The 23,239-nt window shown below is 49.1% G+C and carries 1 protein-coding gene; it reads left to right on the plus strand.

The annotated features are described in order from the left end of the window. The first annotated feature begins 3 nt into the window (after positions 1–3). Complete coding sequence (gene lgrB, locus ODZ53_RS04820) at positions 4–23,238, plus strand: linear gramicidin non-ribosomal peptide synthetase LgrB (RefSeq protein WP_372676144.1); 23,235 nt, start codon at positions 4–6, stop codon at positions 23,236–23,238. Position 23,239 lies beyond the last annotated feature (1 nt).

Consider the following 23,239-nt stretch of genomic DNA (forward strand, 5'->3'; position numbering starts at 1 on the left):
TAAATGTACCTCAGGAGGAGAGTAGACGTGTCAAGTAAAAAGATCGCCAATATATATCCGTTATCTCCCATGCAAGAGGGAATGTTATTTCATTCCCTCCTGGACGAAGGAACAGAGTCCTATTTTGAACAATTGCGCTTTACCATTAGAGGATTCATCGATCCAGCTATTCTCGAACAAAGCTTAAACGCGCTGATCGAGCGACACGATATTCTCCGAACTGTCTTTATCCTTGAGAAGGTTCAGAAGCCACGACAAATTGTACTCAAGGAAAGAAAGACAAACGTTCAGGTGATAGATATCACACACCTCTCTGAAGACGAGCAAGCCATCTTTTTGGAGGATTATGCTAAAAAGGAACGTCAGAAAAACTTTGATTTGGCAAAAGATGTGCTCATTCGCCTCACTCTTATCCAAACCTCTTCTGACGCATATACCCTGATCTGGAGTCACCATCACATTTTGCTAGACGGCTGGTGCATTCCGATTGTGTTACATGACTTTTTCCAAATCTATCAACAAGTAAAAGACGAGCAACCAGTAAATCTCGGCCAAGTTTATCCGTACAGTAAGTACATAAGCTGGTTAGGCGAACAGGATGCAGAAGAAGCAAAAGACAACTGGTCACGGTATTTAAGTGACTATGAGCCGAGCACATTTATTCAAAAGCAGGGTACCGGGATCAAATACAATCAAGCAGAGCTGGTCTTCACGATTGGTCAGTCGTTGACGACCGAGTTGAATCATATCGCAAGACAATTGCAAGTAACGGTAAACAACCTCTTTCGTACAATTTGGGGTCTCATGTTGCAGCGCCAAAGCAATATCGATGATGTTGTATTCGGATCGGTTGTCTCTGGCCGTCCAATCGATATCCCGAACGTCGAGCAGATGGTTGGACTTTTCATCAATACCGTACCGATCCGTGTTCAAATGAGAGACAATCAAACGTTTTCTGATCTGGTGAAACAAGTACAAGAAGAGTCAAGCTCGCTGGAAAAATATCATTATCTTTCTCTCGCGGACATTCAAAAAAATCAACAACTGATCGATCATATTATTCTGTTCCAAAACTACCCGATGGGCGCAGAGCTTTTGACCCGTCTGAATCAATATAACCAAGAATTCACTCTCACAAAGCTGCATGCCTTTGAACAAACCAACTACGACCTAAACATAATGGTCACCGCAGACGATACCCTCACAGTTACGTATTTATACAATGCATCCGTATTTACGGAAGATCAACTCCAACACCTCAATCAACAACTCATTACTATCATGAGGCAAGTGACAAATACACCAGATATCCTTCTAAAAAATCTAGAAATAATCAATTCCGAAGAGAAGCACCTTCAGCTCCATACTTTTAATGATACATATCGCCATTATCCTGTTGATTATCTGATTCACCAGATTTTTGAAGAGCGCGCAGAGAAACAACCACACCACATTGCACTGGTCATGGGAGAGCAAAAGCTTACGTACCGTGAGCTAAACGAAAAAGCAAATCAACTTGCTACATTTTTACGTGCAAAAGGGGTCGGGCCGGAAAGCATTGTGAGCTTGCTCACAGAACGTTCGGCGGAGATGATCATTGCTATTCTTGCGATTTTTAAAGCAGGCGGCGCATATTTACCAATCGACCCGGCTCATCCGAAGGACCGCATTGAATACATTTTACAGGACAGCGGCAGTATGCTGCTTCTTACAAAAAAACGTTTTTTAGAGACAATTGATTTCGCTGATCGGATCTTTGATCTAGAGGCGGATGAGCTTTATCAGGGAGCACCGGGCAATCTTGCAAATGTAGCCCAAACGAGTAATCTTGCATACGTCATCTATACATCGGGTTCAACAGGCAATCCGAAAGGCGTCATGATCGAGCATGCGAGTCTATTGAACCAAATCTTCGCACTGCAAGAGCAATATCCGCTTCAAGAAAAAGATGCGTATTTGTTAAAAACGACTTATACCTTCGACGTATCCGTCGCAGAAATCTTCGGTTGGATTCTCGGTAACGGCAGACTGGTGATTCTCGAACCTGGCGCAGAGAAAGAACCTGACAAAATTTGGGAATACATCGTTAATTATGACGTAACTCACGTCAATTTTGTTCCATCTATGCTCATTCTTTTTGTTGAGTATCTCGAGGGGCGAAAAGAGGCAAACCGACTGCGATACATCATGGCTGCCGGGGAAGCAATGCCGAATGATCTTGCGTCAAGAGTATATCAAGTATTGCCAGAAGTGAAAGTGGAGAACATCTATGGTCCGACAGAAGCTACCATTTATGCTTCCTGCTACTCACTCACTGCAGACTTGATAGAAAATCCTGTACCTATTGGAAAGCCTTTGGCCAACTACCAAATGCATATCGTCAATCAACATGGGCAGTTACAGCCAATCGGGGTTCCTGGTGAATTATGCATTGCCGGAGTTGGATTGGCGAGGGGTTATCTAAACAATGAAGAGTTAACGAACGAAAAGTTTGTTCCCCACCCGTTTGAAGCATGCAAACGCATGTACCGGACAGGCGACCTGGCTCGTTATCGCAAGGATGGGAACATTGAATACCTCGGACGCATTGACCATCAAGTGAAAATTCGTGGCTTCCGGATCGAGTTGAACGAAATTCGTAGCCGGTTGATCGAAGAAGAATCGATTCGCGATGCAGTGGTAGTGGCACAAACAGATCATAACCATCAAGCGTATCTATGCGCCTATATTATCGCCGATCAGATGTGGACTGTTGCCTCATTACGTACACTGCTTCGCCAAACGCTGCCGGATTACATGGTTCCGTCTCATTTCATTCAAATGGAAGAGTTCCCTCTGACCTCGAGCGGCAAAATTGATCGCAAAGCCTTGCCGCTTCCAGATGGCGATGTGCAAACAGGCAACGCGTACAGTGCGCCGCGCAATCCGATTGAGGAATTGCTCGCCCGAATTTGGGAGGAGGTCCTTGGTGTATCACGAGTCGGGATTCACGATAATTTTTTCGAATTGGGCGGGCATTCGCTTTTAGCGACACAATTGCTGTCCCGTACATCCAAGGTATTTCAGACCCAGCTTCAGATGCGTGAGATTTTTACCTATCAGACAGTAGCAGAATTGGCTGAACGAATTCAAATCACTCGCCAAGGTGCTGAGCCGATAAAGCAAAGTCCGATCAAACCGCTTTCCTTGGACAGTACTCAAGAGTTACCACTGTCTTTCGCCCAACAACGTCTATGGTTCCTTGATCAACTGATCCCGAATAGCGCCATGTACAACATTCCGGTCGGATTCCGTCTGCGTGGAGCAGTCGATACGAATGTAATGGAACGTGCTTTGAATGAAATGATCAACCGACATGAATCACTTCGAACAACGGTGAAGGACATAGAAGGACGAGCGGTCCAAGTGATTCATACACAGGTACATTTTCCACTTCCTGTCACTGACCTGCGAGACATGCCAGCAGCGGAAAAAGACGCTATCTGGATGAGTATGGTAGAAGAAGATGGCGCGACGCCATTCCAACTGGATCAATGGCCGTTGATGCGGGCAGCGTTGATCCTACTGGAGGAACAAGAGTCCGTTCTCTGGATAAATATGCATCACATCATCTCAGACGGTTGGTCCATGGATGTATTGGTGAACGAGCTAAGTACCATCTATGAAGCATTCGTCAAAGAAGCAGAAGTACCGCTTGCCGATTTACCCATTCAATATCGGGATTATGCAGTCTGGCAACGAGAGAATTGGCAAGGCAATGTATGGGAGCAGCAGCTCAGTTATTGGAAAAAGAAGCTGGGACAGAGTGAACCACTTTTGCCCCTACCGACCGATCGTCCACGGACAGTCGTGCAAAGCTATCGCGGTGACAATTATTCATTCTACGTGCCGAGTGAAGTAGGGCAAAAGCTACGCGAGCTAGGAAGACAAGAAGGCGCGACGCTGTTCATGACGCTCTTAGCGGCATTCAAGCACTTCATGTACCGTTATACGCATACCACAGATATTCTGATCGGAACACCTGTTGCGGGACGTAATCGTCAGGAAATAGAAAACCTGATCGGATTCTTTGTCAACATGCTGGTTCTTCGAACGGACCTGTCGAACGATCCTACATTCGTTGAACTGTTGCGACGTGTTCGTGAGACGGCATTTGATGCTTTTGCCAATCAGGATATTCCTTTTGAAAAATTGGTCGACGAATTACAAATTGAGCGCAGTCTCAGCTACTCGCCGCTTTTCCAAGTACTTTTCTCCGTACAGGGAATGTCAACGGGTGTACGTAAAGGCGAGACGATCTCCATTACACCTAATGAAGTAAGTCTCAACAAGACGACCAAATTTGATTTGACACTCACCATGATTGAAGACGAGGATGACGGACTCAAGGGTGTGTTTGAATACAGTACAGATCTATTTGATCGTACGACGATTGAGCGCATGGCAGAGCATTTCCGCAATCTTTTGCAAGCTGTTGCGACCAATCCAGCGCAGAAAATAACAGAAGTTGAACTGTTAGGGGATGGGGAGCGAGATCAGCTGCTCGTCGATTGGAATGATACTGAGGTTGATTATTCCCGCGATCTTTGTGTGCACGAACTTGTTGCCGAAATCGCACAAAAGTTGCCTGATCAGCTTGCAGTTTCAGCTGAGCAAGGTGCAATCACCTATGCAGAGCTGGATGCGAAGGCCAATCAGCTCGCTCATTTCTTGTTAAAACAAGGGATTGGCTCGGAAGACTTGGTAGGAATTTGCGTGGAGCGTTCCATCGAGATGTTGATCGGACAACTCGCCATTCTCAAAGCAGGTGCCGCTTATGTGCCGATGGATCCTGCTTACCCGCAAGAACGACTCGCTTTTATGATCAAGAACGCTCAGATGTCTTTGGTCTTAACCCAAGAGCGTTTGGTAAGTGCGTTACCAGAAGGGGCTGCAACGTTCCTTTGCTTGGATCGAGATTGGGATGGAATGGCAACGATGAGTTCGGTTGCGCCGGCGGTTACGACGAAAGCAGAACAGCTTGCCTATGTCATCTATACGTCAGGTTCAACAGGAACGCCAAAGGGAGTCGAGATCGAGCACCGATCACTCTTGAATCTAATCCATTGGCATCAGCGAGCGTACAACGTAAACGCTGCTGACCGTGCGTCGCAAATAGCTGGTACAGCTTTTGATGCTTCGGTATGGGAGGTTTGGCCGTATTTGACGGCGGGTGCTACGATTTGCCTGCCGCAGGAAGAGATTCGTCTCGTACCGGAAAAACTGCGTGATTGGATAGTCGAATCTGGCATCACGATCAGCTTTTTACCAACACCTTTGGCAGAGAGTCTGCTTACGGTGAATTGGCCAGCCGAATCAGCATTGCGCTACATGTTGACGGGTGGAGATACTTTGCACCAGTACCCGTCTGCGGATCTACCGTTTACGCTGGTAAACCAGTATGGCCCAACAGAAAATACCGTCGTTGCTACTGCTGGCATCGTGCCTGTGCAGGGAGAACGAGAAGCGGCACCTTCCATTGGACGTCCCATTGACAACGTATCTGTCTATGTACTCGACGCAAGCAGAAAGCCTGTGCCTGTAGGAGTTGTCGGGGAGCTTTACATCGCGGGGAAAAGCTTGGCTCGCGGCTATCTGAATCGACCTGACCTGACGGAAGCCAGTTTTGTACCGAATCCGTTCTCTACAGATGAAGGGGCGCGGATGTACCGCACTGGCGACTTGGTTCGATATTTGGCAGATGGAAGTTTGGAGTTTATTGGACGAGCTGATGATCAAGTAAGCATTCGCGGATTCAGGGTTGAGCTAGGGGAAATAGAGTCGGCTTTGTATGCACATGCAGCTGTTTCGGAAGCAGTGGTGATCGTCAGGGAGGATTTGACGCCTGGTGTCAAACGACTGGTGGCTTATGCCGTGCTTCATGAGGGAGATGAGGTACAGACGAATGAATTGCGTCAGTCTTTGAAAGATAGACTTCCAGACTACATGGTGCCATCTGTCATCATACTGATCGATGCTCTGCCCCTCACTCCTAACGGAAAGGTAGACCGCCGTGCGTTGCCGTTACCCGATACCGTGCGAGCTCAATGGGAAGACGGCTTTGTTGCCCCACAAACGGAAATAGAATACAAGCTGGCCGAAATCTGGCAAGGAGTTCTAGGTGTAGAGTCAATCGGGATTCACGATAACTTTTTCGAACTGGGCGGCGACTCGATCTTGACGATTCAGATTGTCGCGCGTGCCAATCAGGCGGGTATCCGATTTACACCAAAGCACTTGTTTGACTCTCAAACATTGGCAGAATTAGCAGCAAGTGTAGTAGTTCTTGAGGATGCACCACAAGTGCATAGGGAGCAGGGGGTTGTTACAGGCGAATTGCCTTTGACACCCATTCAGACGTGGTTCTTTGAGCAGGACATTTGCCATGTCAACCACTGGAATCAATCTGTCATGCTTGCTGTGCGTGAAGAAATGGATGCGAGTTTGTTAGCAAAAGCTTTTGCGGCGATTCTTGCACACCATGATGCCTTGCGCCTGCGTTTTCGGAACGTCAACGGGAAATGGGAGCAATATCATGATGTCGTTTCGGATGAGGATGTATTTCAAGTAGTAGATTTGACGACCGCTGTACTTGAAACGGAAATAGAGGAACAAATGCAAGACATTGCAGACGAGCTACAAGAAAGTCTGGATATCGAAAAAGGACCATTGCTTCGTGCTGCATACTTCCAATGCGAGGACAAACAGCGTCTGTTCATTGCGATTCATCATCTCGCAGTCGATGGGGTTTCCTGGCGAATTATTCTGGAAGACTTGCAAACGGCCTATCAACAATTGATAGAGTTGCAACAGCTGAATTTGCCTCAGAAGACGACTTCTTTTAAACGATGGTCAGAACAGTTGACACAGTACGCAGAGCAAAGCGTAGTCGACGAATACTGGGCGACTCTGGATACAAGTCATGTCGTAAACCTGCCTGTTGACCATCCGAATGGAAAGAACACAGAAGGTCTGGCCGTTCAAGTAAAGGTAAAGCTGGGCGTGGACGAGACACGTGCCTTATTGCAGGAGGTACCAGCTACTTACCGTACCCAGATTAACGATGTGTTACTCAGTGCTTTGATCCGAGCCTATAACAACTGGACGGGGCAACAGACACTTTATGTTTCCGTTGAGGGACACGGGCGTGAAGAGATCATCGATGGCGTGGACATTTCCCGAACAGTAGGCTGGTTCACTAGCATGTACCCGGTCTTGCTGGAAATGGAGCCACAGACGCCTTGGGGTTCCCTGATAAAATCAGTCAAAGAACAATTGCGCTCGATTCCTGACAAAGGGATTGGCTACGGCATTCATCGTTATGTAAGCAAAGATAAACAGACGATAAATACCCTGCAAGCTTATCGGCAACCAGAGATTAGCTTCAATTATTTAGGACAATTTGATCAGGATCAAACGGCTGATGCTTCCTTGTTCCAGATCATTCCGAACTGGTCAGCGTCCAATCTGAGCAAGGATGAAGCTCGACTCCATACACTTGATTTCCAGAGCATGGTGGCGGGAGATCAGTTAGAAATGACCTGGACGTACAGTAGCGACATGTACGAACAACAAACGATTGAAGAGCTCGCTCGTGACTATGTGCAATCATTGCAAGCGATTGTTGCCCATTGTCGCTCTGAAGAGGCAGGTGGCTTTACACCTTCTGATTTCGCGTTGGCGGAGTTGAATCAAACAAGCCTCGATAAGTTCATCGGAAACAATCGTCTGATCGAGAACATTTACACACTCACTCCGTTACAAGAGGGGATGCTGTTCCACTCTCTTTATGAGCAAGCAGGCGGGGACTACGTCGTTCAACTGGTCGTGAATTTGGATCACTTGAATGTGGCGAAGTTTTCAGATGCATGGCAAAAAGTTGTCGAGCGTCATGCCATCCTCCGAACCTCCTTCTTATGGAGCGGATTAGATAAACCGCATCAGATTGTTCATACAAAAGTAACAGCACATATCGAACATCTGGACTGGAGTCACTTACCGAAAGAAAAGCAAGAACCGAATTTACAAACGTATCTCGAACATGATCGTAAGCGAGGCTTTGATCTCGCTAACCCGCCATTGATGCGTTGGTCGTTAATTCGTCTCGATTCGAAAACCAGTCAGCTCGTTTGGAGCTTTCACCATATGTTGTTGGATGGTTGGAGTACTCCGATCGTCCTAAACGATTGGTTGGCCTATTATCAGGCATCTGTTGATGGTACCAAAGCAGAACTGCCTGTCGCTCCTCCGTTTTCCACTTATATTGCCTGGTTAAAGCAGCAGAGTCTTGAGGCATCGGAGCAGTATTGGCGAAAACATCTGCGTGGCTTCCGTACACAAACTCCTCTTAGCATGGGGAAACCGGGTGGAAGAGCTGTGCAACAAAAAGAATACGCGGATCAAATGATACTTTTATCGAAGGAAACAACTGCGAGTCTGCAAGCTTTTGCCCGTAGGAATCAACTGACGATGAATACGCTGGTCCAAGGGGCGTGGGCGTTGATTTTAAGTCGTTACGCAGGTGAGTCTGAAGTAGTATTTGGGACAACCAACCTGGGACGTCCTACAGATTTGCGTGGAGTGGACTCCATGGTCGGTTTGTTTATCAACACACTGCCCGTTCGCGTTCTTTTCTCGGAACAAATGAGGGTGATCGACTGGCTGCAGAGCATTCAACAGGAGCAGAGTGCGATACGTCAGTACGAGTTTACACCGCTCGTGGACATTCAAGGCTGGAGCGAAGTGCCGCTTGGACAGGCGTTGTTTGACAGCATACTCGTTTTCGAGAACTACATGTCTGGTGCAAAAACAAATGCGAATACAGACATGTCACTAAGCGCAATCAAAGCAGTTGAGCAGACGAACTATCCATTGACATTGGTGGCTGCGCCTGGCGAAGAGCTATTGCTCAAGCTGATTTATGAAACAAATCGATTCGATCAGATCACCATGGATAAGGTATTGGCTCAATTGATCAAAGTATTAGAGTCCATAATGGCTCAGCCTACGGATCATCTCTCTACCATTTCATTCATCACAGACGAGGAACGTCACAAGCTGTTAGTGGAGTGGAACGCAACAGAAACGGAATATGCTCGTGACGCGGTGATGCACCAGCTATTTGAAGCACAAGTAGTCGCAACACCGGATGCAGAGGCTTTAATCGTCGGAGAGGAAAGACTGACGTACGCGGAGCTGAACCGCCGAGCAAACCAGCTGGCTCACTATCTGCGGGCGCAAGGGATCGGTCCAGAGGTCTTGGTGGCTGTTCTCATGGAACGTACAACCGAGATGATCGTAGCGATGATGGGAATACTCAAAGCTGGTGGCGCGTATGTGCCGATTGATCCCGCGTATCCACAAGAGAGAATCGGCTATACGTTAGAGGATTCGCAAGCGGCGATCCTGTTGACCCAAGAAAGCCTGCTAGCGATGCTGCCTGAACAGACAGCACAAGTGATTTGTCTGGATCGTGACTGGGAGGCTATCGCGAAACAAAGCGAAGAGAACCTGCCAAATTTGGTGCTACCAACGAACCTTTCCTATGTCATTTACACCTCGGGCTCGACAGGTCTGCCTAAAGGGGTAGCGATTCAGCACAGTAGTGTCATTGCCTTCATCGCGTGGGCGAAAACGGTCTTTTCGGCTGAAGAAATGAGTGGGGTGCTCGCGTCGACTTCTATCTGCTTCGATTTGTCAGTCTATGAAATATTCGTGACCTTAGCCTACGGAGGCAAAGTCATTTTGGCTGACAACGCGTTGCATTTGCCGAGCCTACCAGCCGCCAACGAAGTGACATTGATCAATACCGTCCCATCTGCCGCCAAAGAACTGGTGCGGATGAACGCGATCCCGTCGACGGTAAAAGTAGTCAACTTAGCTGGTGAGCCACTGCCAAACACATTGGCGCAAAGTCTATATGCACTGGGCCATGTGGAAAAAGTCTTTAATCTTTATGGTCCGTCTGAAGATACGACGTACTCTACGTATGTACAGGTCACCAAAGGAGCGACGTCAGAACCGACAATTGGCCGTCCATTGTCCAACACACAAGCGTATATTCTCGATGCCAACTTGCAGCCTGTCCCGTTGGGCTTACCTGGGGAACTGTATCTTGGCGGTGACGGATTGGCTCGCGGGTACCTAAATCGCCCAGAGCTGACAGCAGAACGATTCTTGTCAAATCCATTCCACGCTGACCCGCAAGCGCGGATGTACGGCACCGGTGACTTAGTCCGTTATCTCCCAGATGGACAAATCGAGTATCTGGGAAGGATTGACCATCAGGTGAAGATTCGTGGTTATCGGATCGAGTTGGGAGAGTTGGAGGCTGTCCTTCGCGCCCATCCGGCTGTCAAGGAAGCCGTGGTGATGGCAAGAGAAGACAAGCAGGGTGACAAACGTTTGGCGGCTTATGTGACGACAAAAGACGAAAGTAGCGAAGAGACCAGTGACTTAGCCGTCTGGGCAAAAGCAAAATTGCCAGAGTTTATGGTTCCATCCGTCTTTGTCTGGCTGGACGTGATGCCGCTCACACCAAACGGCAAGATCGACCGGAAGCAACTGCCAGAGCCGGAGTGGGGTCAAATCACTTCTACCCAAGAGTATGTAGCGCCACGCAACCAAACGGAGGAGCTGGTCGCCACCATCTGGTCCCAAGTGCTCGGTATCGAAAAAGTCGGCGTTCATGACAACTTCTTCGAGTTAGGCGGACATTCTCTCTTAGCGACACGGGTCATTTCCCGTCTTCGTGAGATGTTTGCAGGAGAAGTACCGATCCGTACGCTTTTCGAAAACCCAACCGTTGCCAAACTGTCCGAAGCACTCGGAAGCTTTTTGCAAGAAACAACAGGAGCTTCGATCGAACCTGTTTCACGGGAAGGTCATCTGCCATTGTCCTTTGCGCAGCAGCGCCTGTGGTTCCTGGATCGCTTGATGCCAGACAGCGCTTTGTACAACATCCCGTCCGCGATGCGATTGCACGGAGATCTGAATATAGAGGCGTGGAACAAGAGCTTGCAGGTACTGATCCAGCGTCACGAAAGTTTGCGGACGACCTTTGACCATGTGGATGGTCAAGCTGTACAAATCATTCACCCTTACCAAGAACAGCCGCTACGTGTAATCGACTTGCGGGAGCTACCAGCAGACGAGTGCGAAGCAGAAACACAGCGTTTGGCAGGAATCGAGGCAGCTACGCCATTTAACCTGAGCGAAGGTCCGTTGTTCCGTACTACCTTGATTCGCATGAGCCAGCAAGAGGCCGTCTTCTTATTTAACATGCACCATATTATTTTCGATGGCTGGTCAATCGGTATTTTCATCAAAGAAATGAGAGCCCTGTACGAAGCATTTGTTTACGGAAAAGAACCTGGATTAGCCGATCTGACATTGCAGTACGCGGATTACGCTGTATGGCAACGGAAGTGGATGGAAGAAGATGTGCTTACGCGACAGCTAGCGTACTGGAAAGAAAAGCTAGTCGATGCCGAACCACTATTGGTTTTGCCGACAGATCGTCCGCGTCCATCCGTTCAAAGCCATGCTGGAGCGATGTATACCTTTACGCTTTCATCTGAACTGTTAGCAAAGTTGAGTATGCTCAGCCGTGAAGAAGGATCGACGCTGTTCATGACCTTGCTGGCTGCCTTCCAAACTTTGCTCTACCGCTACAGTGGACAGGAAGACATCCTCGTCGGAAGCCCGGTTGCAGGACGAAATCGGGAGGAGATCGAGTCACTCATCGGTTTCTTCATTAATACATTGGTGCTACGTACAGATATGTCAGGGGAACCGACATTCCGTGACTTGCTGGCAAAAGTGAAGGAGACAGCGCTAGAAGCCTATGCTCATCAGGACTTACCGTTTGAAAAATTGGTCGATGAACTGGCGCTAGAGCGTAGTCTCAGTTACTCGCCGCTGTTCCAGGTGATGTTTGTCCTCCAGAACTTCCAGCTAGATTTAGACGAAAAGGCTGGCATTCGCGTATCGGAATTCGATATGGACAAACACCTCGTCACCGCGAAGTTCGACCTGACTTTGACGATGGCTGAAAGACCAAACGGGTTGATTGCGACGTTTGAGTACAATACAGCGCTGTTTGATGAAACGACGATCGTGCGTATGTCACAGCACTTCCATCACTTGCTCGAAGCCATCGTTCAGATGCCGAAGCAGACTATTACCCAATTGCCACTTTTGCCTCAGGCAGAACGGGAACAGCTGCTGGTGAAATGGAACGACACCAAGATGCCTTACCCACGGGATCAACGCGTGGATCAATTGTTTCAGCAGACCGCGATGCGTTACCCGAATCGCATAGCAGTGGTAGCAGGTGACCAGAGTCTCACTTACTCCCAGCTAGAGACGCGCGCCAATCAAGTGGCCAACTACCTGCAAAAACAAGGCGTTCGCCCAGGTTCACTTGTCGGTATTTGCGTGAAGCGTTCTCTCGAAATGCTGATCGGGGTGCTCGGGATTCTCAAAGCTGGTGGGGCTTATGTACCGCTCGATTCGGATTATCCGAAGAAACGTCTGGCATACATGATGGACGATGCTAAAGTCACTGTTTTGCTCACACAGGAGCAGCTTCTACCGTCACTCCCATCTGGAGAGCATACCGTCATTTGTCTGGATCGCGACTGGGCGATGATTGCCGAAGAAAGTGAACGGGCACCTGATATTGACACCACAGCGGAAAGCCTTGCTTACGTGATCTATACCTCAGGCTCTACCGGGTTGCCAAAAGGAACGCTTGTCATCCATCGCGGCATTGTCCGTCTCGTCAAAGAAACCGACTATGTGACGATCACAGAGCAGGACGTTTTCCTGCAAGCATCGACAGTATCATTCGATGCGGCGACCTTTGAGATTTGGGGCAGCTTGCTAAATGGGGCAAAGCTGGTGCTGATGCCGCCTGATCTGCCTTCCCTGGAAGAGCTGGGACAAGCCATTCAGACGCACAAGGTTACGACGCTGTGGCTGACGGCGGGATTGTTCACACTGATGGTGGATCATCACAAAGAATCGCTGACAGGGGTTCGCCAGCTGCTCGTGGGTGGAGATGTCGTCTCGGTTCCTCACGTAAGAAAAGCGTTGGAACTCGAAGGACTCAGGATTATCAATGGGTACGGTCCAACGGAGAACACGACATTCACCTGCTGCCATCCAGTCACAGAGTTGCCAGAGACGATCAGTTCTTTCCCGATTGGCCGTCCGATCAAAAATACGACTGTATACGTACTGGACAGCAAAATGCAGCCCGTCCCGATTGGTGTAACAGGTGAGCTGTACATCGGCGGAGATGGTCTGGCGAATGGATATTTGAATCGCCCTGATTTGACGGAAGAGCGCTTTGTACCTAACCCGTTCTCAACCGAACCGCAGGCACGACTTTATCGGACGGGTGACTTGGTTCGTTACCTGCCAGATGGCCTTATCGAATTCATCGGCCGAATCGACAATCAGGTAAAAGTCCGCGGATTCCGCATCGAGCTGAGTGAGGTAGAGTCCGTTTTAGCCAAACACCCTGCTCTTGCCGCATCCGTCGTCATTGTCCGCGAAGATGAACCGGGCAAGAAACAGCTCGTCGCTTATGCGGTCAAGCAAGCCAAGCATGAGGTTGACACAGCCGAACTGCGCCAACATTTCAAAGCACATGTTCCGGATTATATGGTGCCATCTGCTTTCGTCATGCTGGATGAATTGCCGCTTACGCCAAACGGGAAAGTAGACCGTCGGGCCCTGCCAAAACCTGACTATGCGCACACAAGTGATGAGCACTACGTGGCACCACATACCTTGATCGAGCGCAAACTGTCTGAGATTTGGCAAGACGTTCTCAGAATCCAAGAAATCAGTATCAACGCTAACTTCTTCGAACTCGGAGGAGACTCGATCCTGAGTATCCAAATCGTCTCTCGGGCTAACCAAGCAGGGATTCGTCTTACACCTAAACAGATCTTTGAAAACCAAACAATCGCTGAGCTGGCAGCTCTCGTTTCAACAACTGGAAACGGGGAAAGTGCTATTCAACTGGCGGAACAAGGCCTCGTAACCGGAAATGTGTTGCTTACGCCAATCCAGAAGTGGTTCTTTGCCGCTAATCAGCCGTCCATCCATCACTGGAATCAATCCTTCTTGTTGACAGTCGAGGAACCGGTTGATACGAGCGCATTGGAGCGTGCCATTGCCGAATTGATTGCACACCACGATGCTTTACGCATGCGTTATACGAACAACGACGGGATATGGTCACAACACATCGAGGGCTTGGGCGAACCTGCCCCTTTCCATTCGGTTGATTTGTCTGGCATCGCAGCAGAGGAACAATTCGCGCGATTGGAAGAGATTGCAAGTGAGAAGCAGGCAAGTCTCAACATCACAGAAGGTCCGATGTTCCGAGCAGTGTACTTCCATCTTGGAAAAGAACGCGCGGGACGACTCCTGCTCGTTATTCATCACTTGGTAGTCGATGGGGTCTCCTGGCGCATTTTGCTGGAAGACTTGCAGTTGGCCTATGAGCAAGCTGTAAATGGTCAAGAGGTGCATTTCCCGTCAAAAACGACGTCGTTTCAGGCATGGGCTGAACATTTACACGATTATGCCAAGTCTAAGTCGCTTGATAAGGAAAAAGCCTTTTGGGCAAATCAAGTGTATGAAGTAGATCCACTTCCTGTCGACCGTACGTATGAGCCAGCGCAAAACATCGAGGCATCCACGAAACAGATTACACTGACGCTGACCGCCGAAGAGACGCGCAACTTGCTTCACGAAACGCTCCCTTCCTACCGTCTGCAAATCAATGACGTATTGCTTGCTTCCTTAGCAAAAGCGTTGAATCGATGGACAGGAAAAGAGAAGATGGTCGTTACGCTGGAAGGACATGGACGCGAGGAGATTATCGAGGGTGCAGATTTATCCCATACGGTTGGCTGGTTCACAAGTATGTACCCGATACAGATTTCTATCGAGCAAGAAAAACCATGGGGGCATATGCTGAAGGCAGTGAAGGAACAGCTCCGCCAGATTCCAAATAAGGGTGTCGGCTATGGAATTTTGCGCTATCTAAGTGATGATCTTGAGCTACAACATCAACTGAACGCCCAACTGAAACCGCAAATCAGCTTCAACTACCTCGGACAGTTTGATCAGACGGTGGCGGTTTCCTCTACATTTGGCATAGCGTCTGAATGCAGTGGAGCCAATCTTGCCCCTGATTCGATTCGAGAGAACTTGCTCGATATCATTAGTGCGGTAACAGGAGATCAGCTACACGTCACCTGGTTGTACAACGAAAACATCCATGACGAACAGACGATTGCGGCGGTTGCAGATCATTACATGGAAGCACTGCGGGAGATTATGACTTACACCCAATCGGCAGAAGAAATCGGCTACACACTGTCAGACTTCCCGCTGGCTAATCTGAATCAGCAGTCAATCGACAAATACATCGCTTCGGATCGTCAGCTCGAAAATGTATACCTGCTGACCCCACTGCAAGAGGGGATGCTGTTCCACTCCCTGTATGAACAAGAGGGCGGCGATTATGTTGTACAGTTCCTCATGACAGTGCGAGATATTAGCTTGACAGCATTCGAGCAAGCTTGGCAGAGAATCGTCGACCGTCATTCGATTCTTCGTACCTCCTTTATCTGGGAAGGCTTGGAACAACCGCATCAAATCGTTCGAAAACAAGTAAAAGTAAGCGTGGAAAAAATCGACCTACGCCATGTGGATGCCGATAAGCAGGAAGCTGAAATCCAATCGTACATGGAAAAAGATCGGGTGCGAAACTTCCCGCTTAATCAGGCGCCATTAATGCGGTGGACATTGTTTTCCACAAACGATCATACGTATCGCTTCTTATGGAGCTTCCATCATATCTTGCTAGATGGCTGGAGTATGCCACTTGTCTTGCAAGATTGGCAGGCAAATTATCAAGCGATTGATAAAGGCGAAGAAGAAAAACTAGAAGCAGTCCAACCATTCAGTCGTTATATCGCATGGCTCCATAAGCAAGATAAACAAGTTGCGGAGCGCTATTGGCGCGAGCAGTTAAAAGGCTTCTACGAATCAACGCCACTTGCTATGGGAAAAGCAGGCAGTCATGCCATACAGCCTAAAGCCTACAGAGATCGCACCGTTTCCTTATCCAAGGAAGTAACAGAACATCTGCAAGCTTTTGCCCGCAAGCAGCAGTTGACGCTAAATACGCTAGTGCAAGGGGCTTGGGCACTCATCCTGAGCGGTTACAGCGGATCAGACGATGTTGTCTTTGGAACAACAGTTTCTGGTCGTCCAGCAGAGCTGCCAGGAGTGGAAAACATGGTAGGACTCTTTATTAATACGCTACCTGTCCGCGTCATGTTTGACCCAAGCCAAACGATTCAGGAATGGTTACAACACTTGCAAAAGACACAATTAGACATCCGCCAGTATGAATACACACCACTTGTAGACGTCCAAGGCTGGAGTGAGGTTTCACATGGACAATCGTTGTTCGATAGTATTCTCGTTTTTGAGAACTACCTGAATAGCACAAGTGAGGGATCAGATTCCGGCGTGTCGCTGAGTGAAGTCCAAGCAGTGGAGCAAACCAATTACCCATTGACATTGGTGGTAGCTCCTGGCGATGAACTTGCTCTCAAATTGATCTATGAGCAAGGACGTTTTGATTCGGAAGCTATTGTGAAAGTATTGGAACAGATGTCTCAGGTTCTACATGCCCTAACTGCACAAGCGGAACAGCCGTTGACTACACTTTCATTTATTACAGACGAGGAACGTCACAAGCTGTTAGTGGAGTGGAACGCAACGGAAACGGAATACGCTCGTGACGCGGTGATGCACCAGCTATTTGAAGCACAAGTAGTCGCAACACCGGATGCAGAGGCTTTAATCGTCGGAGAGGAAAGACTGACGTACGCGGAGCTGAACCGCCGAGCAAACCAGTTGGCTCACTATCTGCGTTCTCAAGGAATCGGTCCAGAGGTCTTGGTGGCTGTTCTCATGGAACGTACGACCGAGATGATCGTTGCGATGATGGGCATTCTCAAAGCTGGTGGCGCGTATGTGCCGATTGATCCCGCGTATCCACAAGAGAGAATCGGTTATACCTTGGAGGATTCGCAAGCTGCGATTCTGTTGACCCAAGGAAGCCTGCTATCCATGCTGCCTGAACATACAGCACAAGTGATCTGCCTGGATCGTGATTGGGAGACTATCGCAGAGCAAAGTGAAGAGAACCTGCTTAATCTGGTAGAGCCAACGAACCTTTCGTATGTCATTTACACCTCAGGCTCGACAGGTCTGCCTAAAGGGGTAGCGATTCAGCACAGTAGTGTCATTGCCTTCATCGCGTGGGCGAAAACCGTCTTTTCTGCTGAAGAAATGTGTGGGGTGCTCGCGTCGACTTCTATCTGCTTCGATCTGTCAGTCTATGAAATATTCGTGACCTTAAGCTACGGCGGAAAAGTCATCCTGGCAGACAACGCCTTGCATGTACCGAGCCTGCCAGCCGCCAACGAAGTGACATTGATCAATACCGTTCCATCTGCCGCCAAAGAACTGGTGCGGATGAACGCGATCCCGTCGACGGTAAAAGTAGTCAACTTAGCTGGTGAGCCACTGCCAAACACATTGGCGCAAAGTCTATATGCACTGGGACATGTGGAAAAAGTCTTTAATCTTTATGGTCCGTCTGAAGATACTACGTACTCTACGTATGTACAGGTCACCAAAGGAGCGGCGTCAGAACCGACAATCGGTCGGCCATTGTCCAACACACAAGCGTATATTCTCGATGCCAACTTGCAGCCTGTCCCGTTGGGCTTACCTGGGGAACTGTATCTTGGCGGTGACGGCTTGGCTCGTGGGTACCTGAATCGTCCAGAACTGACCACAGAACGATTCTTGTCCAATCCATTCCACGCTGACCCGCAAGCACGGATGTACGGCACCGGTGACTTGGTCCGCTATCTTCCAGATGGTCAAATCGAGTATTTGGGACGGATAGACCATCAGGTGAAGATTCGCGGCTATCGGATCGAGTTGGGAGAGCTGGAGGCTGTCCTTCGCACCCATCTGGCAGTCAAGGAAGCCGTGGTGATGGCAAGAGAAGACAAGCTGGGTGACAAACGTTTGGCGGCTTATGTAACGACAAGAGAGGAAAGTAGCGAAGAGGCCACTGACTTAGCCGTTTGGGCAAAAGCAAAATTGCCAGAATTTATGGTTCCTTCCGTCTTTGTCTGGCTGGACACGATGCCGCTCACACCGAACGGAAAGATCGACCGGAAGCAACTGCCAGAGCCGGAGTGGGGCCAAATCGCTTCTACCCAAGAGTATGTAGCCCCACGCAACCAAACGGAGGAGCTGGTCGCCACCATCTGGTCGCAAGTGCTTGGCATCGAAAAAGTCGGCGTTCATGACAACTTCTTCGAGTTAGGCGGACATTCGCTCTTAGCGACACGGGTCGTTTCCCGACTTCGTGAGATGTTTGCAGGAGAAGTACCGATTCGTACGCTTTTCGAAAACCCAACCGTTGCCAAACTGTCCGAAGCACTCGGAAGCTTTTGGCAAGAAACAACCGGAACTGCGATCGTAACTGTTTCACGGGAAGGTCATCTGCCATTGTCCTTTGCGCAGCAACGTCTGTGGTTCCTGGATCGTCTGATGCCAGACAGCGCTTTGTACAACATCCCGTCAGCCATGCGATTACACGGGGATCTGAATATAGAGGCTTGGAACAAGAGCTTGCAGCTACTGATCCAGCGCCACGAAAGCTTGCGGACAACCTTTGACCACGTGGATGGGCAAGCTGTACAAATCATTCACCCATACCAAGAACAGTCGGTACGTGTAATCGACTTGTGCGAGCTACCAGCAGACGAGTGCGAAGCAGAAACACAGCGTTTGGCAGGAATCGAGGCAGCTACGCCTTTTAACCTGAGCGGAGGTCCGTTGTTCCGTACCACCTTGATTCGTGTAAGCGAGCAAGAAACGGTCTTCCTTTTGAACATGCATCACATCATCTCTGACGGTTGGTCGATGGGCGTATTCATTCGCGAATGGTTCACTTCCTATGAAGCGATTAGCCAAAACGACTTACCCGCATTGGTTGATTTGCCTGTACAGTATGCGGACTACGCGGTTTGGCAACGGGAATGGCTCCAAGGTTCGGTATTAGACGAACAGCTTTCTTACTGGAGTGAAAAATTAAGTGGTGCTGAACCGCTTCTCAGCTTGCCGACAGACCGTTCACGTCCAGCTGTACAAACGTACGAGGGAGCGATTTACTCAACGACGCTCGCAGGTGAACTTCTCGACAAATTACAAACACTTAGCCGCAAAGAAGAATCGACGCTGTTCATGACCTTACTAGCTGCGTTCCAAACTCTGCTCTACCGCTACAGTGGACAGGAAGACATCCTCGTCGGAAGCCCTGTCGCAGGACGCAATCGACCAGAGACGGAACAATTGATTGGATTCTTCATTAATACAATGGTGCTCCGTACGGATATGTCGGGGGAACCGACATTCCGTGACTTGCTGGCAAGAGTGAAGGAGACAGCACTAGAAGCCTATGCCCATCAGGACCTACCGTTTGAAAAATTGGTTGATGAACTAGCGCTAGAGCGTAGTCTCAGCTACTCGCCGCTGTTCCAAGTGATGTTTGTCCTCCAGAACTTCCAACTAGATTTAGACGAACAGGCTGGCATACGCGTATCGGAATTCGATATGGACAAACACCTCGTCACCGCCAAATATGACCTGACGTTGACGATGGCAGAAAAACAAGACGGATTGATCGCGACGTTTGAGTACAATACAGCGCTATTTGATGAAACGACGATTGTGCGTATGTCGCAGCACTTCCATCACTTGCTCGAAGCCATCGTTCAGATGCCGGAGCAGACCATTACCCAATTGCCGCTTTTGCCTCCGGCAGAACGGGAGCAGCTGCTGGTGGAATGGAACGATACCACGACGGCTTACCCACGGGAGCAACGCGTGGATCAATTGTTCCAGCAGACCGCGATGCGTTACCCAAATCGCATAGCAGTAGTAGCGGGAGATCAGAGCCTCACCTACTCCCAGTTAGAATCACGCGCCAATCAAGTGGCCAACTACCTGCAAAAACAAGGCGTTCGCCCAGGTTCACTTGTCGGTATTTGCGTGAAGCGTTCGCTTGAAATGCTGATCGGGGTGCTCGGGATTCTCAAAGCTGGTGGGGCTTATGTACCGCTCGATTCGGATTATCCGAAAGAACGTCTGGCATACATGATGGACGACGCGCACGTTACTGTTTTGCTTACGCAGGAGCAGCTTCTACCGTCACTCCCATCCGGAGAGCATACCATCATTTGTCTGGATCGCGACTGGGCGATGATTGCCGATGAAAGTGAACAGGCACCTGACATTGACACCACAGCGGAAAGTCTCGCTTACGTGATCTATACCTCAGGCTCTACCGGGTTGCCAAAAGGAACGCTTGTCATCCATCGAGGTATTGTCCGTCTCGTCAAAGAAACCGACTACGTGACGATTACAGAGCAGGACGTTTTCCTGCAAGCGTCCACGGTATCATTCGATGCGGCGACCTTTGAGATTTGGGGTAGCTTGCTGAATGGGGCAAAGCTGGTGCTGATGCCACCTGATCTGCCTTCCCTGGAAGAGCTGGGACAAGCCATTCAGACTCATAAGGTTACGACGCTTTGGCTGACGGCGGGATTGTTCACACTGATGGTGGATCATCACAAAGAGTACCTGACGGGAGTTCGCCAACTGCTCGTGGGTGGAGATGTCGTCTCGGTTCCTCACGTAAGAAAAGCGTTGGAACTCGAAGGACTCACGATTATCAACGGGTACGGTCCAACGGAGAACACGACATTCACTTGCTGCTATCCAGTCACAGAGTTACCAGAGACGATCAGTTCATTCCCGATTGGCCGTCCGATCAAAAATACGACTGTGTACGTACTGGACAGCAACATGCAGCCCGTCCCGATTGGTGTAACAGGTGAGCTGTATATCGGCGGAGATGGTCTGGCTACTGGATATTTGAATCGTCCTGATTTAACGGAAGAACGCTTTGTACCCAACCCGTTCTCAACCGATGCGCAAGCACGACTCTATCGGACGGGTGACCTGGTTCGTTACCTGCCAGATGGCCTTATCGAATTCATCGGCCGAATCGACAATCAGGTAAAAGTCCGTGGATTCCGCATCGAGCTGAGTGAGGTAGAGTCTGTTTTAGCCAAACACCCTGCTCTTGCCGCATCCGTCGTCATTGTCCGCGAAGATGAACCGGGTAAGAAACAGCTCGTCGCTTATGCGGTCAAGCAAGCTGAGCAAGAGGTTGACACAGCCGAACTGCGCCAACATTTCAAAGCACATGTTCCGGATTATATGGTGCCATCTGCTTTCGTCATGCTGGATGAATTGCCACTTACGCCAAATGGGAAAGTAGACAGAAAAGCACTTCCAGTTCCTGTCTATGATCGCAGCCACGATGTTGATTCGTTTACAGAGGCTACCAACCTCATTGAACAAAAACTGGTGGAAATATGGTGCGGCGTTCTGCGAATGGATCGCATCGGCATTCAAGATAACTTTTTTGAGCTTGGGGGCGACTCGATCCTCAGTATTCAAATCGTCGCACGTGCAAACAAAGCTGGCATTCATCTGACTCCGAAGAATCTTTTTGACCATCAAACGATTGCAGAGTTGGCAAAGGTTGCAGGCCAAAGCACGAAAGTGGATGCAGAGCAGGGCATGGTAACAGGTGAAGCTCCACTATTGCCGATCCAAAAATGGTTCTTCGAGCAAGAGCAACCAACACCACATCACTGGAACCAATCGATGCTCTTGCAAGTGAACGAACAATTGGACGAAGAGCATCTGGAGCAAGCCATTACCCACCTGCTCGCTCACCACGACGCACTCCGCCTGCGTTATACCTACACAGATGGACAGTGGAGGCAGACGCACGCAGAAGTCGAATCGGAAGTTTTGCTCGTGGTGGAGGATCTTAGCATGGTCTCGCCAGCTCAGCACATGAGAAGAATCGCAAAACTTTCACACCAAGCACAAGCGAGCCTTGATTTAGAAAACGGACCGCTCATGAAGATCGTGTACTTCGATCTCGGTTATGATCGGCCAGGCCGTTTGCTGATTGTCATCCACCATTTGGCGGTAGACGGGGTATCGTGGCGAGTTCTGATCGAAGACTTGCAAACCGCATACAGACAGGCTGCGGAGGGAACAGAGATTCACTTGCCCGCAAAAACAACCTCCTACAAAGCATGGGCAGAAAAAATGATTGAGTACGCATCTTCTGAACGTATTGTCGCTGAAAAGGAGTACTGGGTAGCTGCAGCAGACGAGATGATGTCAACTACAACGCCAATCCATGACAATGAGTCGAACACAGAAGGGAACTGCCGGACGATAACGATTGCAATGGAGGAGGAAGAGACAGAAACCCTGCTACAAAAAGTACCGTCCCGTTACCGTGCGCAAATCAATGATGTTCTATTGACCGCGTTAGCATTGGCACACGCCAAATGGACGGGAGAACAAGCCCTACTAGTCAACCTAGAAGGTCACGGTCGTGAAGAATTGTTCTCGGAGGTCGATCTCTCCCGAACGGTCGGCTGGTTTACGTCCATGTATCCACTTTTGATTCGATTGGATCAGAACATGTCTCAGGAAGATGCGCTGGTAAGAGTCAAAGAGAAGCTTCAACAAATTCCGAACAAAGGCCTTGGATACGGCATCCTGCGCTATCTGACGAAAGATAATAAGGTGTCCGAAAAGCTAGCGGCTATTCCGCACCCACCGATTAGCTTCAACTATCTGGGACAATTCAATCAGGCGGGAGAAGGAAATTCCCTGTTTGGATTTGCGGAAGGAGAAAGAGGCTCCAACATCAGTCCGGACAACAGAAGGGCTCATCTGGTTGATGTGGTAGGGGCAGTCACAGGAGGCAAGCTGAACCTAAGCTTCCTCTACAGCGAGTCATTGCATAGCGAAGCGAGTATCGAGACTTTCGCTCGTCATTTCACGGAAATCCTGCGTTCACTGATACAAGCGGAGAAACAAAGCTATAGAGCCGAAGACTTCGAGGATGCAGACTTGAGTCAGATGGCGTTAAACAAGGTACTCTCCAAGCTGAAGAAAAGAAAGGGGAATTAAT

Source organism: Brevibacillus sp. BD137 (assembly GCF_041644655.1).
Lineage (GTDB): Bacteria > Bacillota > Bacilli > Brevibacillales > Brevibacillaceae > Brevibacillus > Brevibacillus brevis_D.